This is a genomic window from Streptomyces sp. CB02261, assembly GCF_001905665.1.
GTDB lineage: Bacteria > Actinomycetota > Actinomycetes > Streptomycetales > Streptomycetaceae > Streptomyces.
The window spans coordinates 370,100-389,401 of sequence record NZ_LIVX01000002.1 but is presented as its reverse complement, the minus strand read 5'-3'; the positions used below and the strand labels follow the sequence as shown (position 1 = coordinate 389,401).

Annotated in this window: 16 protein-coding genes and 1 pseudogene; 9 read left to right on the top strand and 8 right to left on the bottom strand. The window is 72.3% G+C overall.

Annotated elements, in window-relative coordinates:
- Window positions 1-129 precede the first annotated feature (129 nt).
- Window positions 130-501, top strand: a complete 372-nt coding sequence (locus AMK29_RS07220) for a WhiB family transcriptional regulator (protein ID WP_073809205.1) — start codon at window positions 130-132, stop codon at window positions 499-501.
- Between the two features lie 224 nt (window positions 502-725).
- On the opposite strand, the gene glpX is transcribed toward AMK29_RS07220, so the two are convergent.
- Window positions 726-1,760 (bottom strand): class II fructose-bisphosphatase, encoded by a 1,035-nt coding sequence (gene glpX, locus AMK29_RS07215; RefSeq protein WP_073809202.1) that lies wholly within the window; start codon window positions 1,758-1,760, stop codon window positions 726-728.
- A 134-nt stretch (window positions 1,761-1,894) separates the two neighbouring features.
- Here glpX and AMK29_RS07210 point away from each other — a divergent pair, with 134 nt between their 5' ends.
- A complete protein-coding gene (locus AMK29_RS07210; protein ID WP_260462125.1) occupies window positions 1,895-2,410 on the top strand; it encodes a DUF4245 domain-containing protein in 516 nt (171 codons plus the stop codon).
- 97 nt (window positions 2,411-2,507) lie between these two features.
- On the opposite strand, the gene AMK29_RS07205 is transcribed toward AMK29_RS07210, so the two are convergent.
- The 4 genes from AMK29_RS07205 to AMK29_RS07190 form a co-directional block, all read right to left on the bottom strand.
- Window positions 2,508-3,098 (bottom strand): malonic semialdehyde reductase, encoded by a 591-nt coding sequence (locus AMK29_RS07205; protein WP_073809196.1) that lies wholly within the window; start codon window positions 3,096-3,098, stop codon window positions 2,508-2,510.
- A gap of 126 nt (window positions 3,099-3,224) precedes the next feature.
- On the bottom strand, window positions 3,225-3,512 hold the full coding sequence (locus tag AMK29_RS07200) for an exodeoxyribonuclease VII small subunit (protein ID WP_073809194.1): 288 nt from the start codon (window positions 3,510-3,512) through the stop codon (window positions 3,225-3,227).
- A 63-nt stretch (window positions 3,513-3,575) separates the two neighbouring features.
- A complete protein-coding gene (gene xseA, locus AMK29_RS07195) occupies window positions 3,576-4,793 on the bottom strand; it encodes an exodeoxyribonuclease VII large subunit (RefSeq protein ID WP_073809191.1) in 1,218 nt (405 codons plus the stop codon).
- Between the two features lie 211 nt (window positions 4,794-5,004).
- Window positions 5,005-6,366, bottom strand: coding sequence for an APC family permease (locus AMK29_RS07190; RefSeq protein ID WP_073809189.1), 1,362 nt, complete (start codon window positions 6,364-6,366; stop codon window positions 5,005-5,007).
- Window positions 6,367-6,420: 54 nt separating this feature from the next.
- On the opposite strand from AMK29_RS07190, the gene AMK29_RS07185 reads away from it, so the two are divergent.
- Both AMK29_RS07185 and ppgK read left to right on the top strand, forming a co-directional pair.
- Complete coding sequence (locus AMK29_RS07185; protein ID WP_073809186.1) at window positions 6,421-7,464, top strand: 4-hydroxy-3-methylbut-2-enyl diphosphate reductase; 1,044 nt, start codon at window positions 6,421-6,423, stop codon at window positions 7,462-7,464.
- Between the two features lie 38 nt (window positions 7,465-7,502).
- Entirely contained in the window at window positions 7,503-8,252 is a 750-nt protein-coding gene (ppgK, locus tag AMK29_RS07180) for a polyphosphate--glucose phosphotransferase (protein ID WP_073810671.1), read from the top strand.
- Window positions 8,253-8,382: 130 nt separating this feature from the next.
- On the opposite strand, the gene AMK29_RS07175 is transcribed toward ppgK, so the two are convergent.
- Window positions 8,383-9,102 (bottom strand): DUF6542 domain-containing protein, encoded by a 720-nt coding sequence (locus AMK29_RS07175; protein WP_073809183.1) that lies wholly within the window; start codon window positions 9,100-9,102, stop codon window positions 8,383-8,385.
- 161 nt (window positions 9,103-9,263) lie between these two features.
- Between AMK29_RS07175 and ychF the strand changes: the two genes are divergently transcribed.
- The gene (gene ychF / locus AMK29_RS07170; RefSeq protein WP_073809180.1) at window positions 9,264-10,352 is read left to right on the top strand and encodes a redox-regulated ATPase YchF; all 1,089 of its coding nucleotides are present in this window, start codon (window positions 9,264-9,266) and stop codon (window positions 10,350-10,352) included.
- Window positions 10,353-10,460: 108 nt separating this feature from the next.
- On the opposite strand, the pseudogene AMK29_RS07165 reads toward ychF, so the two are convergent.
- Window positions 10,461-10,734 (bottom strand): annotated as a pseudogene (locus tag AMK29_RS07165) (hypothetical protein).
- A gap of 536 nt (window positions 10,735-11,270) precedes the next feature.
- On the opposite strand from AMK29_RS07165, the gene AMK29_RS07160 reads away from it, so the two are divergent.
- Both AMK29_RS07160 and AMK29_RS07155 read left to right on the top strand, forming a co-directional pair.
- On the top strand, window positions 11,271-13,916 hold the full coding sequence (locus AMK29_RS07160; RefSeq protein WP_073809177.1) for an AfsR/SARP family transcriptional regulator: 2,646 nt from the start codon (window positions 11,271-11,273) through the stop codon (window positions 13,914-13,916).
- Between the two features lie 94 nt (window positions 13,917-14,010).
- Window positions 14,011-14,751 (top strand): DUF4232 domain-containing protein, encoded by a 741-nt coding sequence (locus AMK29_RS07155; protein ID WP_073809174.1) that lies wholly within the window; start codon window positions 14,011-14,013, stop codon window positions 14,749-14,751.
- Window positions 14,752-14,908: 157 nt separating this feature from the next.
- Here AMK29_RS07155 and AMK29_RS07150 read toward each other — a convergent pair whose 3' ends face one another.
- Window positions 14,909-16,042: a threonine synthase gene (locus AMK29_RS07150; protein WP_073809171.1), complete on the bottom strand. Its 1,134-nt coding sequence runs from the start codon at window positions 16,040-16,042 to the stop codon at window positions 14,909-14,911.
- Between the two features lie 185 nt (window positions 16,043-16,227).
- Here AMK29_RS07150 and AMK29_RS07145 point away from each other — a divergent pair, with 185 nt between their 5' ends.
- Together AMK29_RS07145 and AMK29_RS07140 are read left to right on the top strand one after the other, a co-directional pair.
- Window positions 16,228-17,802 carry a S8 family peptidase gene (locus tag AMK29_RS07145; RefSeq protein WP_073809167.1) on the top strand — a complete coding sequence of 525 codons (1,575 nt, stop codon included), beginning with the start codon at window positions 16,228-16,230 and terminating at the stop codon, window positions 17,800-17,802.
- A 283-nt stretch (window positions 17,803-18,085) separates the two neighbouring features.
- The gene (locus AMK29_RS07140) at window positions 18,086-19,195 is read left to right on the top strand and encodes a DUF4190 domain-containing protein (RefSeq protein WP_079196783.1); all 1,110 of its coding nucleotides are present in this window, start codon (window positions 18,086-18,088) and stop codon (window positions 19,193-19,195) included.
- Window positions 19,196-19,302 lie beyond the last annotated feature (107 nt).

Here is a 19,302-nt window from a genome sequence, read left to right as displayed (position 1 = left end):
GAGTGACCGGAATTCGCCCTCGGGTATCCGCAGAGCGGAACGCCACGGTACGCAGTGCATAGGCGCGCGCACAGCGGGTAGGGCTGGTGCATCGCCGCTCGCTCGCGAAGTCGTCGTCAGGAGTAGACCGTGCTGCAACCGCCGCATCAGCCCCTCCAGGTCGCCGCCGTCCCCCCTCAGCGCGCCCCTGCCCGGGAGGACGAGGCCGGTCCATGGCACGCGGAGGCGGTGTGCCGCCGGGACGAGGCCGGACTCTTCTTCGCCCCCTCCAAGGAGCCGACCGCCGCGCGGCTCGCGCGTGAGGCGGCGGCGAAGCGGGTCTGCGGTCGCTGTCCGGTGATGGTCGAGTGCCGGGAGCACGCGCTGCTGCAGCCCGAGCCGTACGGGGTGTGGGGCGGGCTCACGGCGGCGGAGCGCCGCGTCGCCCTGGCCCGGCGCCGGCGGCGCGAGGTGGAGCTGAGGAAGGCGGCCGCGACCGAGCGGATCGCCAAGGCGGGCTGACAGGGATCGGCCGGGCCGGGACGGCCCGGGAACGGACGGACCGAAGCGGATCCGCTCCCTCGTCCCGTACGGGAAGGGGCGCCCCCACCGCACATGGGGGCGCCCCTTTTCGTGCCCGTCGGCCCGGTTCGACGGCGGGCCGTGTCGGCCCGCCCCGGTGGCGGCCCGCCTCGGGTCCGCCCCGGCTGCGGCCCGTGTCGGCCCGCCCCGGCCCGCCGGATGGTTCAGTTGGCGCGATCGAAGTCGATCTTGCTGTACGCGCGCAGCTTCGAGAGCCGGTGCGTGGAGTCGATCTGGCGGATCGTGCCCGACTTCGAGCGCATGACGAGCGACTGCGTCGTCGCCGTCTCGGCGCGGTAGCGGACCCCGCGCAGCAGTTCGCCGTCGGTGATGCCGGTCGCGACGAAGAACACGTTGTCGCCGCCGACCAGGTCGTTCGTGGAGAGGACCCGGTCCAGGTCGTGGCCCGCGTCGAGCGCCTTCTGCCGCTCGGCGTCGTCCTTCGGCCACAGCTTGCCCTGGATCACGCCGCCGAGGCACTTGATGGCGCAGGCGGAGATGATGCCCTCGGGGGTGCCGCCGATGCCCATCAGCATGTCGACGCCGGTGCCCTCGCGGACGGCCATGATCGAACCGGCGACGTCGCCGTCCGAGATGAACTTGATCCGGGCGCCGGTCTCGCGGATCTCCTTGACGATGCCCTCGTGGCGGGGGCGGTCCAGGATGACGACCGTGATGTCCTCGGGCGAGGAGTTCTTCGCCTTGGCGACCCGGCGGATGTTGACCGAGACGGGGGCGTTGATGTCGACGAAGTCGGCGGCCTCGGGGCCGGTGACCAGCTTGTCCATGTAGAACACCGCGGACGGGTCGAACATGGAGCCGCGGTCGGCGGCGGCCAGGACGGCGATCGCGTTCGGCATGCCCTTGGCGTTGAGCGTGGTGCCGTCGATCGGGTCGACGGCGATGTCGACCTCGGCGCCGGTGCCGTCGCCGACCCGCTCGCCGTTGAAGAGCATGGGGGCTTCGTCCTTCTCGCCCTCGCCGATGACGACGACGCCGTTCATCGAGACGGTGGAGATCAGGGTGCGCATGGCGTTGACCGCCGCGCCGTCCGCGCCGATCTTGTCGCCGCGGCCGACCCAGCGGCCCGCGGCCATGGCGGCTGCCTCGGTGACGCGGACCAGCTCAAGGGCGAGGTTGCGGTCGGGAGCCTCGGGGGAGACCACGAGCTCGGGCGGCAGATTCTGCTGCTCGGTCATCGGAACGCACCTTTCTGTACGGCGACGGCCGGTTAAGGGAGGGTGCTGCGACTCTATCGGTACGTCGACAAAATGAGCAGAGGGGCCCACGTATGAGCACGGACCCTTGATGCGACCATGGTGCGGTGGCAGGTATGCGAGGCAGGCAGACGGTACGCGGGATGATCCAGTCCCTCGGGGTGATCTTGATCGCCGCGGGAGTGATGTATCTCTTCATCCCACACGACGAGAGCGCCGATCCGGTCAAGGCGAAGGACTACCGGGTCGAGCTCCTGACGGCTCAGCGGGCGGCGCCGTATCCGGTGCTGGCCCCCGAGGGCCTCGGTGAGGGATGGAAGGCGACGGTCGTCTCGTACAAGCGGGACAACGCCGACGCCTGGCAGCTGGGCTTCCTCTCCCCGGACACGCAGTACGTGGCGATCCACCAGTCGACGGCGGCGGCGGGCACCTTCGTGCCGGACGTGACCCACCGGGCGAAGAACACCGGCAGGACCCAGACGGTGGCGGGCCAGGTCTGGCAGCGCTGGGAGGGCCCGAAGTACGACGCGCTCGTCCGGGTCGACGGCGGGGCCACGACGGTGGTGACCGGCACGGCGTCCTTCGAGCAGCTGGCCGAGATGGCGGGCTCGCTCCGGTCGAAGAAGGTCTGAGCCGGCGGTCCGGCACGTGGACGAGGAAGGCCCCGCACTCCACGAGTGCGGGGCCTTCCTCGTGCGCCGTCGGGCGCGGACGCCGGGGGCGTCGGGCTCAGACGGTGGTGACGACGTCCTCGTAGGACAGGCGCGGGGAGCGCGGGAACCAGGCGTCCTCGCCCGGCTTGCCGATGTTGACGACCATCAGCGGGGTGTGGTCGGCGTCCAGGAACTCCTTCTGGAGGCCGGAGAGGTCGACGCCGGTCATCGGGCCCGCGGCCAGGCCGGCGGCGCGGACGCCCACGATGAAGTACGCGGCCTGGAGGGCGGCGTTCAGGACGGCGGACTGCTCGCGGACCGGACGCTCGGCGAAGAACATGTCCTTGGCCTGCGGGAAGTGGGGGAGCAGCGCCGGGAGCTCCTCGTGGAACTCGTTGTCGGCGGAGAGGATCGCGACCAGCGGGGCCGAGGCGGTCTTCGGGCGGTTGCCCTCGGCCATGTGCTTGACCAGGCGCTCGCGGGCCTCGGGGGAGCGGACCAGGGTGATGCGCAGCGGGGTCTGGTTGAACGCGGTCGGGCCGTACTTCACCAGGTCGTAGATCGCCTGGACCTGCTCGTCGGTCACCGGCTCGTCGGCGAACGTGTTGGCGGTGCGGGCCTCGCGGAAGAGGAGGTCCTGGGCGGCGGGGTCAAGAGCGAGAGACATGCTGCGTACCTTCCGGACTGCAAAGGGGGTCGCTCGTACGGGTTCAAGCGATGTCCTCGACAGTACGCCGAGAATTGGTGAAAGTTCAACTAACCCATCCGGATAGTGATCCGGTTCACCCTGAGTCTACGCCGGATTCCCGTCGCCGCCAGGCCCCTCCGCCCGCCCCTGCGCCTCCGCCTCGGCCGCGCGCTCCGCCGCGAGGGAGGCGTCCAGCCGGGCCCGCGCCCCTTCGAGCCGGCGCCGGCAGACCTTCGCCAGCTCCTCGCCGCGCTCCCACAGCGCGAGCGAGTCCTCGAGGGACGTCCCGCCCGCCTCCAGGCGCCGCACGACCTCGATCAGCTCGTCCCGCGCCTCCTCGTACCCGAGCGCCGCCTCGTCCGCGCCCGCACCCGCACTCGTTCCCGCTGCCATGTGCCGCTCCACCCTCCGTGTCCGGTTCTCTCTCGATGCTCTCTGGATGCTCTGGATCTTCGCTCAGGCCGGGCCGGGGACGCGGCGCACCGCGAACTCGCCCTCCGCGACCCGCGCCCGCAGCTCCTCGCCCTCCGCGACCTCCTCCGGCGAGCGGACCACCGCGCCGTCCGCCCGCTGGAGCACCGCGTACCCCCGCTCCAGCGTCGCGGCGGGCGACAGCGCCCGGACCCGCGCCCGGGTGTGCGACAGCTCGGAGTCCGCCCGGTCCAGCAGGTGCCCGAGGACACGCCGGCTCCGGGCGAGCAGCGCCGCCACCTCGTCCTCGCGGACCTCGACCATCCGCTGCGGATGCTCCATGACGGGCCGCGCGAGCGCGTGCGCGAGGCCGCGCTCCTCCCGGTCGAGGAGCCCCCGCACCGTCCGCAGCGCCCTGTCCCGCAGCCCGCGCACCCGCTCCAGCTCCTCCCCGACGTCCGGCACGACCTTCTTGGCCGCGTCCGTCGGCGTCGAGGCGCGCAGGTCGGCCACCAGGTCGAGGAGCGGCGAGTCCGGCTCGTGCCCGATCGCCGACACCACCGGCGTACGGCACTCGGCCACCGCCCGGACCAGCTGCTCGTCCGAGAACGGCAGCAGGTCCTCGACGCTGCCGCCGCCGCGGGCGACGATGATCACGTCCACGTCCTCGTGCGCGTCGAGCTCCTTGACCGCCTGGACGACCTGAGGAACCGCCTTCACGCCCTGCACCGCCACGTTCCGCACCTCGAAGGCGACGGCGGGCCAGCGACGGCGCGCGTTCTCCAGGACGTCCCGCTCCGCCGCCGATGCGCGGCCGCAGACGAGCCCGATCCGGTGCGGCAGGAACGGCAGCGGCTTCTTCCGGTCGAGCGCGAACAGCCCCTCGCCCGCCAGGCTCCGCTTCAGCTGCTCCAGGCGGGCGAGCAGCTCGCCGATCCCGACCGGCTTGATCTCCACCGCCCGCAGCGACAGCTGCCCCCGTGGCGCGTACCACTCGGGCTTGGCGTGCACCACGACCCGGGCGCCCTCCGACACGATGTCCGCGACGGCGTCGAAGACCTGGCGGTAGCAGGTGACGCCGATCGAGATGTCGTACGAGGGATCCCGCAGCGTCAGGAAGACGACCCCGGCGCCGGGCCGCCGCGACAGCTGCGTGATCTGCCCCTCGACCCAGATCGCTCCGAGCCGGTCGATCCACCCCCCGATCAGCCGGGAGACCTCACCGACGGGAAGCGGTGCTTCGGCGGACGTAGTCAGAGCCATGGACCGAGCGTAACGGCGCGGTACGACAACGTCAGGACCGCGCGGGCGGCCGTGCCGACGGCACGGGGGCCTCGCCGGCCTCCCGGGCCTCCCGGGCCTCCCGGGCCTCCCGGGCCTCCCGGGCCTCCCGGGCCTCCCCGGCCTCCCCGGCCTCCCCGGCCTCCCTGGCCTTCCCGGCCTCCCGGGCCCGAGGGTGGGCGTCCCGAAGGCCTCAGCGCCCCGCCGGGGTCCGCGACGCGCCCTGCACGGCGAGGACGACCAGGCCCACCCCCAGCCACACCACGCCCACCACCTGCGCGGCCGCCGAGGCCTCGACGATGACCGCGATCAGGATCGCCGCCCCGAGCACCGGAGCGACCACGTGCTTCAGCACGTGCGGCGGTCCCTCCGCCCGGCGGACCGCGAACCAACCCACCACGCTCGCGTGCAGCAGGACGAAGGCTGTCAGGGCGCCGACGTCGACGACCGACACCAGGTGGTCGAGGCCGTCGTCCCGGCGGGCCGCCCACACCGCCGCGATCATCGTCACCGTCGCGGCCACGAGCAGCGCCACCCGCGGCACGCCCCCGTCCGTCCGGGCGAGCACGTGCGGCAGCCGCCGGTCACGGCCCATCGCGAACAGCAGCCGCCCGCCGGCCGCCTGCCCCGCGAGCGCCGCGAACGCCGCCCCGATCGCCTTGGACAGGGCCACGAGGTCGTGCAGCCAGCCGCCGACCGAGGTCTCCACGGCGTCGTAGAAGGCCGAACCCTGCTTCCCCGGATCCGCCGCGAGGTCGGCGGACGAGACCGGTTCGAGGAGCGCGACCAGCCAGGACTGCGCCACGAAGAGGACGCCCGCGAGGGCCAGGCAGAACAGCACCGCCCGCGCCACCTTCGCCGAACCGCCCGTGACCTCCTCCGCGAAGGAGGCGATCGCGTCGAAGCCCAGATAGGAGAGGACGGCCACCGACACCGCGCCCACCACCGCGGCCAACGAGAACGCTCCGTCACCGGTGAGCGGCGACCACCAGTCGCGCCGAGCCCCGTCCCGTACGAGCACCACCACGGCCGAGACGACGAAGACCAGCAGGACGACGATCTCCATCGCGAGCACCGCGAAGCCGACCCGGGCCGCCGCCCGTACGCCCCACAGGTTGAGCAGGGTGGTGACGACCACGGCGATCCCGGTCCACACCCACCGGTCCACCTCCGGGACCAGCGCCTCCATCGCGATGCCCGCGAAGAGGTAGGCGACGGCCGGGATGAGCAGGTAGTCGAGCATCGCCATCCAGCCGGCGACGAATCCCGGTCCCTCCCCGAGACCCTTGCGGGCGTACGTGAAGACGGAGCCGGCCTGCGGGGCGACCCGTACCATCTGCGCGTAGCTGAACGCCGTGAACGCCATGGCGATCGTGGCCACGACGTACACCAGTGCGACCGCGCCGCCGGACTTGGCGTCGAGCGTGCCGAAGACGCCGACGGGCGCCATGGGGGCGATGAAGAGCAGCCCGTAGACGACCAGGTCGCGGAACCCGAGGTTCCTACGAAGCTCCGTATGTTCCCCGCGCGCCGCCACCTGCGATTCCTCGGCCATGGCGACAGTTTCGGCCACGCCGCCGATCAAACCGCTCACCGACGCGGCCTTACGATGGGACGCATGACTGCAACGCCCGCGCCGACGCCCGAGTCCGCCCCCGCGACGAACCGTCCGAAGCGTGTCCTGCTCGCCGCCCCCCGCGGCTACTGCGCGGGCGTGGACCGTGCCGTGATCGCCGTGGAGAAGGCCCTGGAGCAGTACGGGGCGCCGATCTACGTCCGGCACGAGATCGTCCACAACAAGTACGTCGTCCAGACCCTGGAGCGGAAGGGCGCGATCTTCGTCGACCAGGCGACCGAGGTGCCGCCGGGCAACATCGTGATGTTCTCCGCGCACGGCGTCGCCCCCACCGTCCACGAGGAGGCCCGCCAGGGCCGCCTCAAGACCATCGACGCGACCTGCCCCCTGGTCACCAAGGTCCACAAGGAAGCCGTCCGCTTCGCCAACGAGGACTTCGACATCCTCCTCATCGGCCACGAGGGCCACGAGGAGGTCATCGGCACCTCCGGCGAGGCCCCCGACCACATCCAGCTGGTCGACGGCCCCGACGACGTGGCGAAGATCGAGGTCCGCGACCCGTCCCGGGTCGTCTGGCTCTCGCAGACCACGCTCTCCGTCGACGAGACGATGGAGACGGTCGACGCGCTGAAGGAGAAGTTCCCGCAGCTCATCTCCCCGCCGTCCGACGACATCTGCTACGCCACGCAGAACCGTCAGATCGCCATCAAGGAGCTCGCCGGGCAGGCCGAACTGGTCATCGTCGTCGGCTCCAAGAACTCCTCGAACTCGATCCGCATGGTCGAGGTCGCCAAGCAGGCCGGCGTCCCCGCCGCGTACCTCGTCGACTTCGCGAGCGAGATCGACGAGGCCTGGCTGGAGGGCGTGACCAGCGTCGGCCTCTCCTCCGGCGCCTCCGTCCCGGACGTCCTGGTGCAGGAGGTCCTGGAGTGGCTCGCCGAGCGCGGCTACGCGGACGTCGAGATCGTCAAGACGGCCGACGAGTCCCTCACCTTCTCGCTGCCCAAGGAGCTCCGCAACAAGGACCTGCGGGCCGAGGCGGCGAAGCTCCTGGCGGCCGCGCCCGCCACGGAGTAAAGGCGTAACTCGGCGCCACAGCCCTTACCGTGGGGTCCATGAACGTCTTCGGAGTGGACATCGGCGGCTCGGGCATCAAGGGTGCCCCCGTGGACCTGGAGCGCGGAGCGCTCACCGAGGAGCGCCACAAGGTACTGACCCCGCAGCCCGCCACACCCGACGGTGTGGCGGGCTGCGTCGCGGAGGTCGTGGAGCACTTCGGGTGGACCGGACCGGTGGGGGTGACCTTCCCCGGCGTGGTCACGGGCTCCACGATCCGTACGGCGGCGAACGTCGACCCGTCATGGATCGACGTCGACGCGGGCGCCCTCCTCGGCGAGCGCCTCGGCGGCCGCCCGGTCACGGTCCTCAACGACGCCGACGCGGCCGGGCTCGCGGAGATGACCTACGGCGCGGGCCGGGGCCGCAAGGGCACCGTGATCATGCTGACCCTCGGCACGGGCATCGGCTCGGCCCTGTTCGTCGACGGCCGCCTCGTCCCCAACACGGAACTGGGCCACCTGGAGCTCAAGGGCCACGACGCGGAGACCAGGGCGTCGACGAGGGCCAAGGAGGACGAGGACCTCACCTGGGAGCACTGGGCGACCCGCCGCGTACGGAAGTACCTCGCGCACGTGGAGATGCTGTTCTCGCCGGAACTGTTCATCATCGGCGGCGGCGTGAGCCGCAAGGCGGACAAGTTCCTGCCCCTGATCGAGGGCATCCGCGCGGAGATCGTCCCGGCGGAACTCCAGAACAACGCGGGGATCGTGGGGGCGGGAATGGCGGCGAGGTCGGCGGCCTCGTAGGGCCGGGGCCAAGGTCGGGGGGCGGCGGACTGCGGGAGTGGTGCGGACGGCGCGAGCGCTGCGGGAGCGGTGCGGACGCTCTTGAGGCCCCGTACCGCAGTGGGCCGGGGGCGCGGCGGAGGCGGACGGATCAGGCGACCGGACGGCGCCGGGGGGTCCTGCCCCGCCCGCCGTTCCCGGCACCGGCACCGGCCCCCGGTGCCTCACCGGCCACCGGGGCCATCGCCCGGGCGTGCTGCCGCCGCCCCATCTCCCGCACCTTCCGTACGCTCGCGATGAGCCCGGCGACGAGCGTGCCGCCGTACAGCCAGCCGGCGTGCACGGCGAGGGCGGTCACGACGGCCATGGCCTGGCCGCCGAGGCCGCCCGAGCCGCCCGCGATGGGGACGACACCGACGGCGAAGGCGATGGGGACGCCGATCGGCGCGGTGACGAGGTCGGCGGCACGGACCCACAGCGCGGTCAGCGCGCTGACCGGCAGGAACAGCAGGCCGTACACGACGGGGGAGCCGTCGAACAGGAGCCGGTCGAGGAAGCCGAGCGTCAGCATGACGGCGGAGGCGAAGAGCCCGGCGCCGAGCCCGGTGAGGCGCGGCTGGGGGAGCCGCCGGAGGGCGAGGACCACCGGCGGCACGGGCCGGCCGCCGGGCGCCCGCCCGGACGGGTTCCCCGCCGGCCCCGCGGCCCCCGCGCGCTCGACGCGGGCGCCGCCGGGAACCCGCCGGGCCCGGCCGGTCACGCGGTACACGGCCGCACCCTCCACGAGCACGCCGGGCGGCGTCACGGGCGGCGCGACGGGGGTTTGCGGCCGTCGGCGGCCTTGCGGCTGACTTGTCCTGTGCTGCTCCACTCCACCAACGTAGGTCGGGTAAGGGCGGGAAGCGGGTCCGGGACACGCCCTTTGGGTGACCTTGCCCCCGAGAACGACCGAAGGTCGGCGTCACTGGCCGGTTCGGCCCGCCCGTAAACTGGGGGATCGGCCCCCCGTCCACACTTCAGGAAGTCGCCACCGTGTCGCTCACGATCGGAATCGTCGGTCTGCCGAATGTCGGCAAGTCGACCCTGTTCAACGCCCTGACCAAGAACGACGTGCTGGCGGCCAACTACCCGTTCGCCACGATCGAGCCCAACGTCGGCGTCGTCGGTGTCCCCGACGCCCGCCTGACCAAGCTCGCGGAGATCTTCAACTCCCAGCGCGTCCTCCCGGCGACGGTCGACTTCGTCGACATCGCGGGCATCGTGCGCGGCGCGAGCGAGGGCGAGGGCCTCGGCAACAAGTTCCTGGCGAACATCCGCGAGTCGGACGCCATCTGCCAGGTCATCCGCGCCTTCAAGGACGAGAACGTCGTACACGTCGACGGCAAGGTCTCGCCGAAGGACGACATCGAGACGATCAACACGGAGCTGATCCTCGCGGACCTCCAGACGATCGAGAAGGTCCTCCCGCGCCTCCAGAAGGAGATGCGGATCAAGAAGGACACGGCGCCCAAGGTCGCGGCGGTCGAGGCCGCGCAGGCGATCCTGGAGAAGGGCGACACCCTCTTCTCGCAGGGCATCGTGCAGGGCTCGGAGAAGGCGGAGCTCCTCCACGACCTGCACCTCCTCACCACCAAGCCGTTCCTCTACGTCTTCAACGTGGACGAGGACGAGCTGACGGACGACGCGTTCAAGGCCGAGCAGAGCGCCCTGGTCGCCCCGGCGGAGGCGATCTTCCTCAACGCCAAGCTGGAGCAGGACCTCGCCGAGCTGGACGAGGAGGACGCCATGGAGCTCCTCCAGTCCGTCGGCGCCGACGAGCCCGGCCTGGCCACCCTCGCCCGCGTGGGCTTCGCCACCCTCGGCCTCCAGACCTACCTGACGGCCGGCCCGAAGGAATCCCGCGCCTGGACGATCAAGCAGGGCGCGACGGCCCCCGAGGCGGCCGGTGTCATCCACACCGACTTCCAGAAGGGCTTCATCAAGGCCGAGGTCATCTCCTTCGCCGACCTCGTCGAAACGGGCTCGGTGGCCGACGCCCGCGCCGCCGGCAAGGCCCGCATGGAGGGCAAGGAATACGTCATGCAGGACGGCGACGTGGTGGAGTTCCGCTTCAACGTGTAGTCGCTCCACAGCTGCATGTTGGTTTCAGTAGATGTGCAGGTCAGAAGGGGTCGGGCTCTGACGAGTCCGACCCCTTCTGTATTCCTGCGCCGACGTGGTGCTGACTTCTCAGCCGCTCCGGGGCGGCGTGAGCCTGTCGAGGTCCAGGCTGATCTCGAAGGGCACCGGGCGCTTGAGGGTGCCCCGTCCTCGTCCTCTATGCCCCAGTAGTGCGGGATGCCGGCGTCCGCGTACTTGCGGAGTTTCACAGGCGGCCGTGCCGGGACCTCTGCGGCGACAGCATGAAGACGAGGGCTCCGTCGATCAGCTCGGTGTGGCGGGGTGCCTCGGGGAGGCGGTCGAGGTCCTCCGCGAACCAGCCTTCCGCGCGCGGCGGGCGCATCCAGTCGGGCAGTGCGGTCGTGAGCCGACCCTAGCGAGTGCGGGTCGTGCGAGGGAGTCGGTGCGCCGTTGTTCCGGCCTTCGGGGGAAACCGTCCCGCTCACCGTTGACCGGACGCGAGGCGAGTGGAAATCGTAAAGTGAATTCTTTTCGGGTGGCCTCCCTGTGTCGGTCGTTCCCAGAGAATTTCCGGGTGCGGTGATGGTCCATGCACGCGTGCCGGACGAATGACGTCCTCGGGGGAAGGGGGGCGGCGTGTCGGGATTCAGTGCGGGTGATCATTCGGCTTGCGGGCTTGGGTGTTCGCTCAGTCGTGTCGGGTCGCGGACCCGTCGATTTCCGGTCTCCCTTTCGGTCGGGTGAACGGAGTCCGCGTAAGTCCGAATAGCGCGGAAACACGTCCTCGCAAAAGCCGGTAGTCCGGGCGCGGGTTGTTTTCGTCAGCGGGTCTTTCTGGCCATGTGGGCGGGGCGGCGCCTCCGCTCCGCGTATCCTCTACTGCTGGGTAATGGGGGAAGAGGGACCGGAGGTACACAGGTGGAGTTCCGGCTGCTCGGCTCCGTCGCGCTGGTGACGGAGGACGGGGACGTAGCCCTGGGGCCCGCCAAGCGGTCCAGTCTGCTCGCCATGCTCCTGCTGCGGCCCAACAGCGCCGTGAACGTCAGCCGGCTGATCGACGCCCTCTGGGAGGAGGAGCCCCCCACCCACGCCAAGACCGTGCTCCAGGGGCACGTCTCGCGGCTGCGGGTGCTGCTCGCCGAGCACGGCGCGGAGGCGTACGGGGTCGAGCTGGCCACCCAGGGCTCGGCGTACGTGCTGAGGATGCCCGAGTCCCTGGTCGACGCGCACCGGTTCGAGGAACTCGTGGGCCTTGCCGGGGTCCAGCGGCAGCCCGCCGACGCGGTACGGATGCTCCGCGAGGCGCTGTCGTACTGGCAGGGCCCCGCGCTCACCGGAACCGTGCACAGCCGCCCCCTGGAAGCGGCGGCCGGCGGGCTCGAAGAGATGAGGCTCGCGTCGGTGGAGGCGCTGGCGGAGGCGTACGGGAAACTCGGCGAGCACGGCCGGGCCGCCGCCGTCCTCCGTACCGAGGCCGTCGCGCATCCCCTGCGGGAGTCCCTGGCGGCCGCGCTGATGCTGGCCCTCGGCCGTTCGGGGCGCCAGTCGGACGCGATCGACTGGTACCACCGCACCCGGCGGCTCCTCGCCGAGGAACTGGGCGTCGACCCCGGCGAGACCCTCAGCGAGGCGTACGCGACGCTGCTCCGCTCCGCCGGGCCCGTCTCCGCTCCGCGCCCCGTCGTCCCGGCCGCGGCCCCGGTGCCGGAGGGACTGCCGCGGGCACCGCGCGGGTTCACCGGGCGCGGCGACGAACTGGCCGCGCTCGACCGGGTGGCACTGCGCGGCGAAGGACCCGTCTGTCTCGTCACCGGCCCGGCCGGCGTCGGCAAGACGGCCTTCGCCGTGCACTGGGCGTACGAGCGGCGCGCCGACTTCCCCGACGGGCGGCTCTTCGCCGACCTGCGCGGCTTCAGCGAGACCCCGGCGCCCGAGACCGCCGCCGTCCTGCGCGAGTTCCTGCTGGCGCTCGGCGTCCCCCCGCAGCGGATCCCGGAGGCCGTCGAGGCGCGCGGCGCGCTGTTCCGCGCCCTGACCGCGGGCCGCAGGCTGCTCGTCGTCCTCGACAACGCCCGCTCCTCCGAACAGGTCCGGCCCCTGCTGCCCGGCGGCGACCACTGCACGACGCTCGTCACCAGCCGCGACCGGCTCGGCGGGCTCATCGCCTCCGACGCGGCCCTGCCCGTGCCGCTCGGGCACCTCCCCCCGGCCGACGCGGCGGCCCTGCTGACCACCGTCCTCGGCGAGACGCGGGTCGCCGCCGAACCGGCCGCCGCCGCACGGCTCGCGGGACTCTGCGACGGCCTGCCGCTCGCGCTGCGCGTCACAGCGGCCCGGCTGGCCGAGCGTCCGCAGTGGACGCTCGACGCGATGGTCGGCGAACTCGCCGACGAGCAGGGCCGGCTGATGCTGCTCGACGTGGAGGACCGGGGCGTCTCCGCCGCGCTGCGCCTCACCGTGCAGCAGCTGCCCGAGTCCGCCACCCGGCTGTTCCGCGCGATCGGGCTGCACACCGGCTCCGACGTCGACCGGTTCGCGGCGGCCGCGCTCGCCGGGACGACTCCCGCCCATGCCTCCGCCGACCTGGACCGCCTCGCCGCCGCCCATCTGCTCAACGAGTCCGTCCCCGGCCGCTGGACCCCGCACGACCTGGTGCGCCTCTACGCCCGTCATCTCGCGCCGCAGGCCGACCCCGAGGGCCTGCCCCGCCTCCTCGACCACTACCTGTTCACGGGCCTCGCCGCCGACGCGGCCGCCGAGCCGGGCTCCCAGCCCTGCTACTCCCTGCCCGCCGACGCACGGCGCCCCGCCGCGACCCGTGAGTTCGAGGACCGTACGGCGGCCCTCGACTGGTACGTGGCGGAACGCCCCGCCCTGGAGGGCGCGGTCGCCGCCGCGGCCGCCCTCGGCCTGCACGACCGGGCGTGGCGGCTCGCCCTGGTGCAGTGGCCGCTGATGCTCATGCGGATCGGGGACGGCTGGACGCCACTCCTGGAGGCCGGGCTCGCCTCGGCGGAGTACGTGGACGATCTCGACGCCCAGTCGCGGACGCGGGCGCTCCTCGGCTGGATCCTCCACGAGGAGGGCCGGGACGCGGAGGCGCTCGTCCACCTGGAGAAGGCTCCCGGTCTCGCCGCCCGCGCCGGCGACCTGATCAGCGAGGCCATCGCCTACGTCAACTACGCCTCCGTCCTGGACTCCACCGGCGAGCACGACCGCGCCGGACTGCTCATGGTCCACGCGGTCTCGCTCGCCGATCTCACCGGCCATCCCTCCACCCAGGCGCTGACGCTCCAGCACCTGGCGGGGCACTGTCTGAACGCGGAGGACTACGAGGCGGCGCTCGCCCACACCCTTCGCGCCGGGGAACTCGTCGCACCCGACGCGGTCGTCGTCCAGGCGCAGTTGCAGATCGTCCGGGGCGAGGCACTGGCCGGCATCGGGCGCCTCGAGGAGGCCGCCGACCAGCTGGAACGCGCCATCGCCGCCGCCGACGCGGCCGGCTTCCCCGAGGGCTCGGCCCGCGCGGCCGCGGGGCTCTCGCGTCTGTCAGCGGGTCGTTAGCGGTACGCAAGCGGGACGACAGCGCGGGGCGGGAGTCTGGTTGCAGCACGGAGAACGTGCTGCGACCGACCGCACTTCAACGGGGAGAACCACCATGCGCATCAACACGTCCGCCGTCCTGGCCGCCACCGCCGTCGCCGCCCTCTCGCTGGGTCTGACCGCCTGCGGGGGTGACAGCGACACCGGAGCCAAGGAGACGGGCGGCCAGACCTCCTCGCAGTCCGCCGGCACCGCCGGTAACGCCGGTAACGGCACCGCGGACCAGACCGCGGCGAAGGGCGGCTCGGGCTCCACCGGCGCGACCACCGCGGGCTCCACGGGCTCCACCACCGGCGGCACCGGCACGTCCGCGTCCACCTCCGGGAAGGCGACCGGCGGCGACTCGGGCAAGACCTCCGCCGAGGCGCTCGCCTGCTCCCGCGGCGACATCAAGGTCACCGCGGCGAAGGCGGACGAGGTCCCGACCGAGCACATCGTCCTCACCGCCACCAACGTCTCCGGCCGCTCCTGCACCCTCCTGGAGTACCCGCTCCTCGCCTTCGGCCCGGTCCAGACCGCCAAGGACATCCCGGCCGTCGCGAAGAGCAAGCCCGCCGCCCCGGTCGTCCTGAAGCCCGGCGCGCCCGCGTACGCGAACGTGCGTGTCGCGCTCGGCGGCGTCGACGAGGACAACAAGGTCGTCAAGGAGTTCAACGTGAACCTCTTCGCCGCCGACGGCCCCGCCGAGGGCAGCATCGTCGTGAAGGCCCCGGCCGGCGGCCTGGCGGTCAACGAGGCCGCGGCGAAGACGGGCTACTGGACGCACGAGCTCCGTAACGGGGCCGACGAGTTCTGAGATCTGTCGGCTCTGACGCCGACGAGTTCTGGCACCGGCCAGTTCTGACGCCGGCCAGTTCTGACGCCGACGGCCTCGGACGCCGACGAGTTCTGGCACCGGCCAGTTCTGACGCCGACGAGTCGCGACACCGGCGAGTTTCGACACCGACGGGCCTTCAGGCCGCCATCCCGGTCTTCGCCCCCGCCCCGCACAGCGGCACCACCGTGTGGCCGGGGAGGGGCGGGGCCGCCTGGACCGCCGCCCAGCAGGCCACGCCGGTGGACTCGACGAAGAGGCCGCGGCGGGCCAGGTCGCGCTGGGCGGTCCGGATCTGGTCCTCGGTCACCGTCAGGAACGTGCCGCCGGTCGCCCGTACCGCCCGGAGGATCTGGCGGGCGCGCGGCGGCGCCGGGATCGCGATGCCCTCGGCGAGGGTGGGGCGGACGGGGGTCGGCGCGCCGAGTTCCTCCGCACCCGCGTGGAAGGCCGCGGCCAGCGGGGACACGGCCTCCGCCTGGACCGCGACCAGCGCGGGACGGGTGTCGACGAGTCCATGGCGGTGCAGCTCGTCCAGGGCGAGGGCGGCGCCGAGGAGCAGGGTGCCGTTGCCGACGGGGACGACGACGGTGTCGGGAAGCCGGCCGCCGAGATCCTCCCAGAGCTCGTACACGTAGGTCTTGGTGCCGTGCAGGAAGTAGGGGTTGTACACGTGCGAGGCGTAGAAGGTGCCGGGTCGGTCGGTGGCCTCCCGCGCCGCGCGGGCCGTCGCCTCGCGGTCGCCGGGCACCTCGACGACCCGGGCCCCGTGCGCCCGGATCTGCTCCAGCTTCGTAGGGGACGTGCCCTCGGGTACGAAGACGAGACAGTCGAGGCCGGCCCGCGCGCCGTACGCGGCGACGGCCGTCCCCGCGTTCCCGCTGCTGTCGGCGACGACCCGGTCGACGCCGCCGGCGCGCGCGAGGCGGAGGGCGTGCGCGGCGAGCATCACCGCGCCCCGGTCCTTGAAGGACAGCGTCGGCATGAGGAAGTCGAGCTTGGCCGAGACCGACGAGGGCGCTCCCGTGTCGGAGGCCGTCAGCGGGACGAGCGGGGTGCGCCCCTCCCCGAGGCTCACCTCCGCCGCGTACGGCATCGGCGGCAACACCTCCTCGTAACGCCACAATGAATTTCGCCGTGACGCGAGTGACGGAAGGGAAACCGGCTCACTCGCGAATTCCAGGTCCCAGGGGCCACGGCACTTCGGACAACGCCAGGTGAGAGCGTCCGTGGGCGAGTTGACCAGGCATCGTGGGCACACGTAGGCGGTCATGACGATCAATATGTCAGCCGTGTGGCCTGGTTGTTGCGACGGCTGCGTGACTCTTGTGGGATTCCTATGGATCCGCCAATCTTTCGCTCGGCAGCCGGATGTTCGAGGCGACGCAGAGCCGCGTTGTCTTGTCATGCACCTGCCGTTCCCCACGCAGTGCTCCGCCAACGAGGAGGACCCCCCACATGTCAGCCATGCGTGACTCACGTCGCCGCGTCGCCACCGCAGCGGCCATAGCCGTCGCCGCCCTCGCCCTCGGCTCCCTCTCCACCCTCCCGGCCGTCGCCACTCCGGCCGCCGCCGAGGGCGTCATCGAGAACGCCGGGGCCGAAGGCACCATCGCGGGCAGCTACATCGTCACCCTCCACGAGTCGGCGCAGGCCGAGACCGCCAAGGGCCGCGCCGTGGCGGCCAAGTTCGGCGCGAAGATCGAGCGGACGTACACCTCGGCGCTCAACGGCTACCACGTCGAGCTCTCCGAGGCGCAGGCGAAGAAGCTCGCCGCCGACCCCGCGGTGAAGTCCGTCGTGCAGAACCGTGTCTTCAAGGTCAACGGCACCCAGCCCTCGCCGCCGTCCTGGGGCCTGGACCGGATCGACCAGCGGGCCCTCCCGCTGAACCAGAGCTACACGTACCCGGACACCGCCGGTCAGGGCGTCACCGCGTACATCATCGACACCGGCGTACGGATCTCCCACAGCGACTTCGGCGGCCGCGCCTTCAACGGCTTCGACGCCGTCGACAACGACAACGTCGCGCAGGACGGCAACGGCCACGGCACCCACGTCGCCGGCACGGTCGCGGGCACCGCCCACGGCGTCGCCAAGAAGGCCAAGATCGTCGGCGTCCGCGTGCTCGACAACAACGGCTCCGGCACCACCGCCGGTGTCGTCGCCGGCATCGACTGGGTGACCCGGAACGCCGTCAAGCCGGCCGTCGCCAACATGAGCCTCGGCGGAGGCGTCGACTCCACCCTCGACACGGCCGTCCGCAACTCGATCGCGTCCGGCGTCACGTACGCCGTCGCCGCCGGCAACAGCAACGCCAACGCGTCGAACTACTCCCCGGCCCGCGTGACCGAGGCGATCACGGTCGGCTCCACGACCAACACCGACGCCCGCTCCAGCTTCTCCAACTACGGCAGCGTCCTCGACATCTTCGCCCCGGGTTCGTCCATCACCTCGGCGTGGAACACCGGCGACACCGCCACCAACACGATCTCCGGCACGTCGATGGCGGCCCCGCACGTCGCCGGCGCCGCCGCGCTGTACCTGGGGAACAACCCGACGGCCACCCCGGCCCAGGTGGGCACCGCGCTGGTGAACGCCGCCACGCCGAACGTGGTGACCAACCCCGGCACCGGCTCCCCGAACCGCCTGCTCTACGTCGGTGACGGCGGCACCACCCCGCCGCCCGGCAAGAAGTTCGAGAACACCGCCGACTACGCCATCGCCGACAACGCGACCGTCGAGTCCCCGGTCACCGTCACCGGCGTCACCGGCAACGCCCCCGCCGCCCTCCAGGTGCCGGTGAACATCGTCCACACCTACATCGGTGACCTCCAGGTCCAGCTGATCGCCCCCGACGGCTCGGCGTACACCCTGAAGGCCTTCGGCACCGGCGGCAGCGCGGACAACATCAACACCACGTACACGGTGAACGCCTCCTCCGAGGTCGCCAACGGCACGTGGAAGCTCCGCGTCACGGACAACGCGTCCGCCGACATCGGCAAGATCGACAGCTGGGCCCTGCAGTTCTGACGGTTCTGACCCACACGGAACTCCGAAACCGGCTGAACCCCGCTGAACGCGGGTGAGGGGCGGTCGCCTGCGGGCGGCCGCCCCTTCCGTCCGTCGACCCCCGTGTGTCCTCCCCGTCTCCTTCTCCACGTACGATGCGCGCCCGATCGTTTGTTCGTGTCGCCCGCCTCAACAGGAGCCCGTACCCGTGGAGCCGACCCCGCCGACCCCACCGCCCCCGTCCCCTCAGGAGGGCCCGCAGCAGGGCGGATGGCCCGCCCCGGGGCCCTACACCTCGCCGGGAATGCCGTACACGGCCGGTCCTTACGCCGGTACGCGCCTCGGGGGTGCGGGCCCGGCCGGTGCGCCCTACGCGGGTGCGCCCGGATCCGCTCCGTACGGTCTGCCCCGGCGTACGACCAACGGACTCGCCGTCGCCTCCCTCGTCGCCGGCATCGTCTGCTGCCTGCCGCCCCTCGGTCTGGTCCTCGGCCTCGTCGCCCTCCCGCAGATCAGGAAGCGGGACCAGGCGGGCAAGGGTCTCGCGGTCACCGGCATCGTGCTCTCCGCCGTCAGCTGCCTGCTGCTGGTGATCGGCCTGGCCACCGGGGGCTTCAGCTCGGCCTGGAGCGACTTCAAGGAGGGCGTGGAGGAGGCCTCCCGCTCGAAGTCGCCGTTCTCGCTGCGGACCGGACAGTGCTTCATCGACGACGGCAAGCTGGAGGAGTACACGACGGACGTCACGATCGTCGACTGCGACCGCCCGCACGACGGCGAGGTCACCGGCGGGTTCAAGGTCACCGGTCACGAAAAGTGGCCCGGCGAGGACGCCATCGAGACGATCGCGGACGAGCGCTGCGAGACGGTCAACGCCGCGTACGCCCTGGACACCTGGGCCGTGCCGCGGGACGTCTGGCTCTACTACTACCTGCCGAGCAGCCAGAGCTGGCGCCTCGGCGACCGGACGGTGACCTGCGCGTTCGCCACCGAGAAGAAGCCCTTCAGCGGCTCGGTGCGCTCCGACGCGACCACCCTCACCGCCGACCAGGAGCACTTCCTCAAGGCCGTCAACCCCATCGAGACGGTCACCTACCGGGAGCCGGAGGGCGACCCCGACGAGGACTTCACCGGCAACAAGGCGTGGTCGGGGGAGATGCTCGCGGCGATCGACAAGGCACGCGCCGACCTCGGGCAGCACTACTGGCCCGGCGCCTCCACCACCCCGGTCGCGGAACTCCGCCAGGAACTCGGCGCGGCCTCGAAGAAGTGGCGCGAGCTGGCGACCGCGAGCGACGCGGACGCCTACTGGGACGCCTACGACGCGGCCTGGGACGCCCTGCCCGACAGCGCGGACGCCCGCACCGCCCTCGGCCTGACCGGCACACCGCCGGAGGGCGAGGGCACCTCGGCCTGAACTCCGGGCACTGCGTGGCGGGTGCGGGAGCGGGAGTACGCGCGCGTGCGTGGCTCGCGTCGGCCACGCGCGCGGGTGGGTGTCTGTCGCGTTCCCCACGCGCGCGG

What these genes read in the sequence shown, in the direction of transcription:
- glpX (WP_073809202.1), bottom strand. Translation starts at nt 1,760, where the DNA reads ATGACCGAGCAGCAGAATCTGCCGCCCGAGCTCGTGGTCTCCCCCGAG.
- AMK29_RS07210 (WP_260462125.1), top strand. Translation starts at nt 1,895, where the DNA reads ATGCGAGGCAGGCAGACGGTACGCGGGATGATCCAGTCCCTCGGGGTG.
- AMK29_RS07205 (WP_073809196.1), bottom strand. Translation starts at nt 3,098, where the DNA reads ATGTCTCTCGCTCTTGACCCCGCCGCCCAGGACCTCCTCTTCCGCGAG.
- AMK29_RS07200 (WP_073809194.1), bottom strand. Translation starts at nt 3,512, where the DNA reads ATGGCAGCGGGAACGAGTGCGGGTGCGGGCGCGGACGAGGCGGCGCTC.
- xseA (WP_073809191.1), bottom strand. Translation starts at nt 4,793, where the DNA reads ATGGCTCTGACTACGTCCGCCGAAGCACCGCTTCCCGTCGGTGAGGTC.
- AMK29_RS07190 (WP_073809189.1), bottom strand. Translation starts at nt 6,366, where the DNA reads ATGGCCGAGGAATCGCAGGTGGCGGCGCGCGGGGAACATACGGAGCTT.
- AMK29_RS07185 (WP_073809186.1), top strand. Translation starts at nt 6,421, where the DNA reads ATGGGACGCATGACTGCAACGCCCGCGCCGACGCCCGAGTCCGCCCCC.
- ppgK (WP_073810671.1), top strand. Translation starts at nt 7,503, where the DNA reads ATGAACGTCTTCGGAGTGGACATCGGCGGCTCGGGCATCAAGGGTGCC.
- AMK29_RS07155 (WP_073809174.1), top strand. Translation starts at nt 14,011, where the DNA reads ATGCGCATCAACACGTCCGCCGTCCTGGCCGCCACCGCCGTCGCCGCC.
- AMK29_RS07150 (WP_073809171.1), bottom strand. Translation starts at nt 16,042, where the DNA reads ATGACCGCCTACGTGTGCCCACGATGCCTGGTCAACTCGCCCACGGAC.
- AMK29_RS07145 (WP_073809167.1), top strand. Translation starts at nt 16,228, where the DNA reads ATGTCAGCCATGCGTGACTCACGTCGCCGCGTCGCCACCGCAGCGGCC.
- AMK29_RS07140 (WP_079196783.1), top strand. Translation starts at nt 18,086, where the DNA reads ATGCCGTACACGGCCGGTCCTTACGCCGGTACGCGCCTCGGGGGTGCG.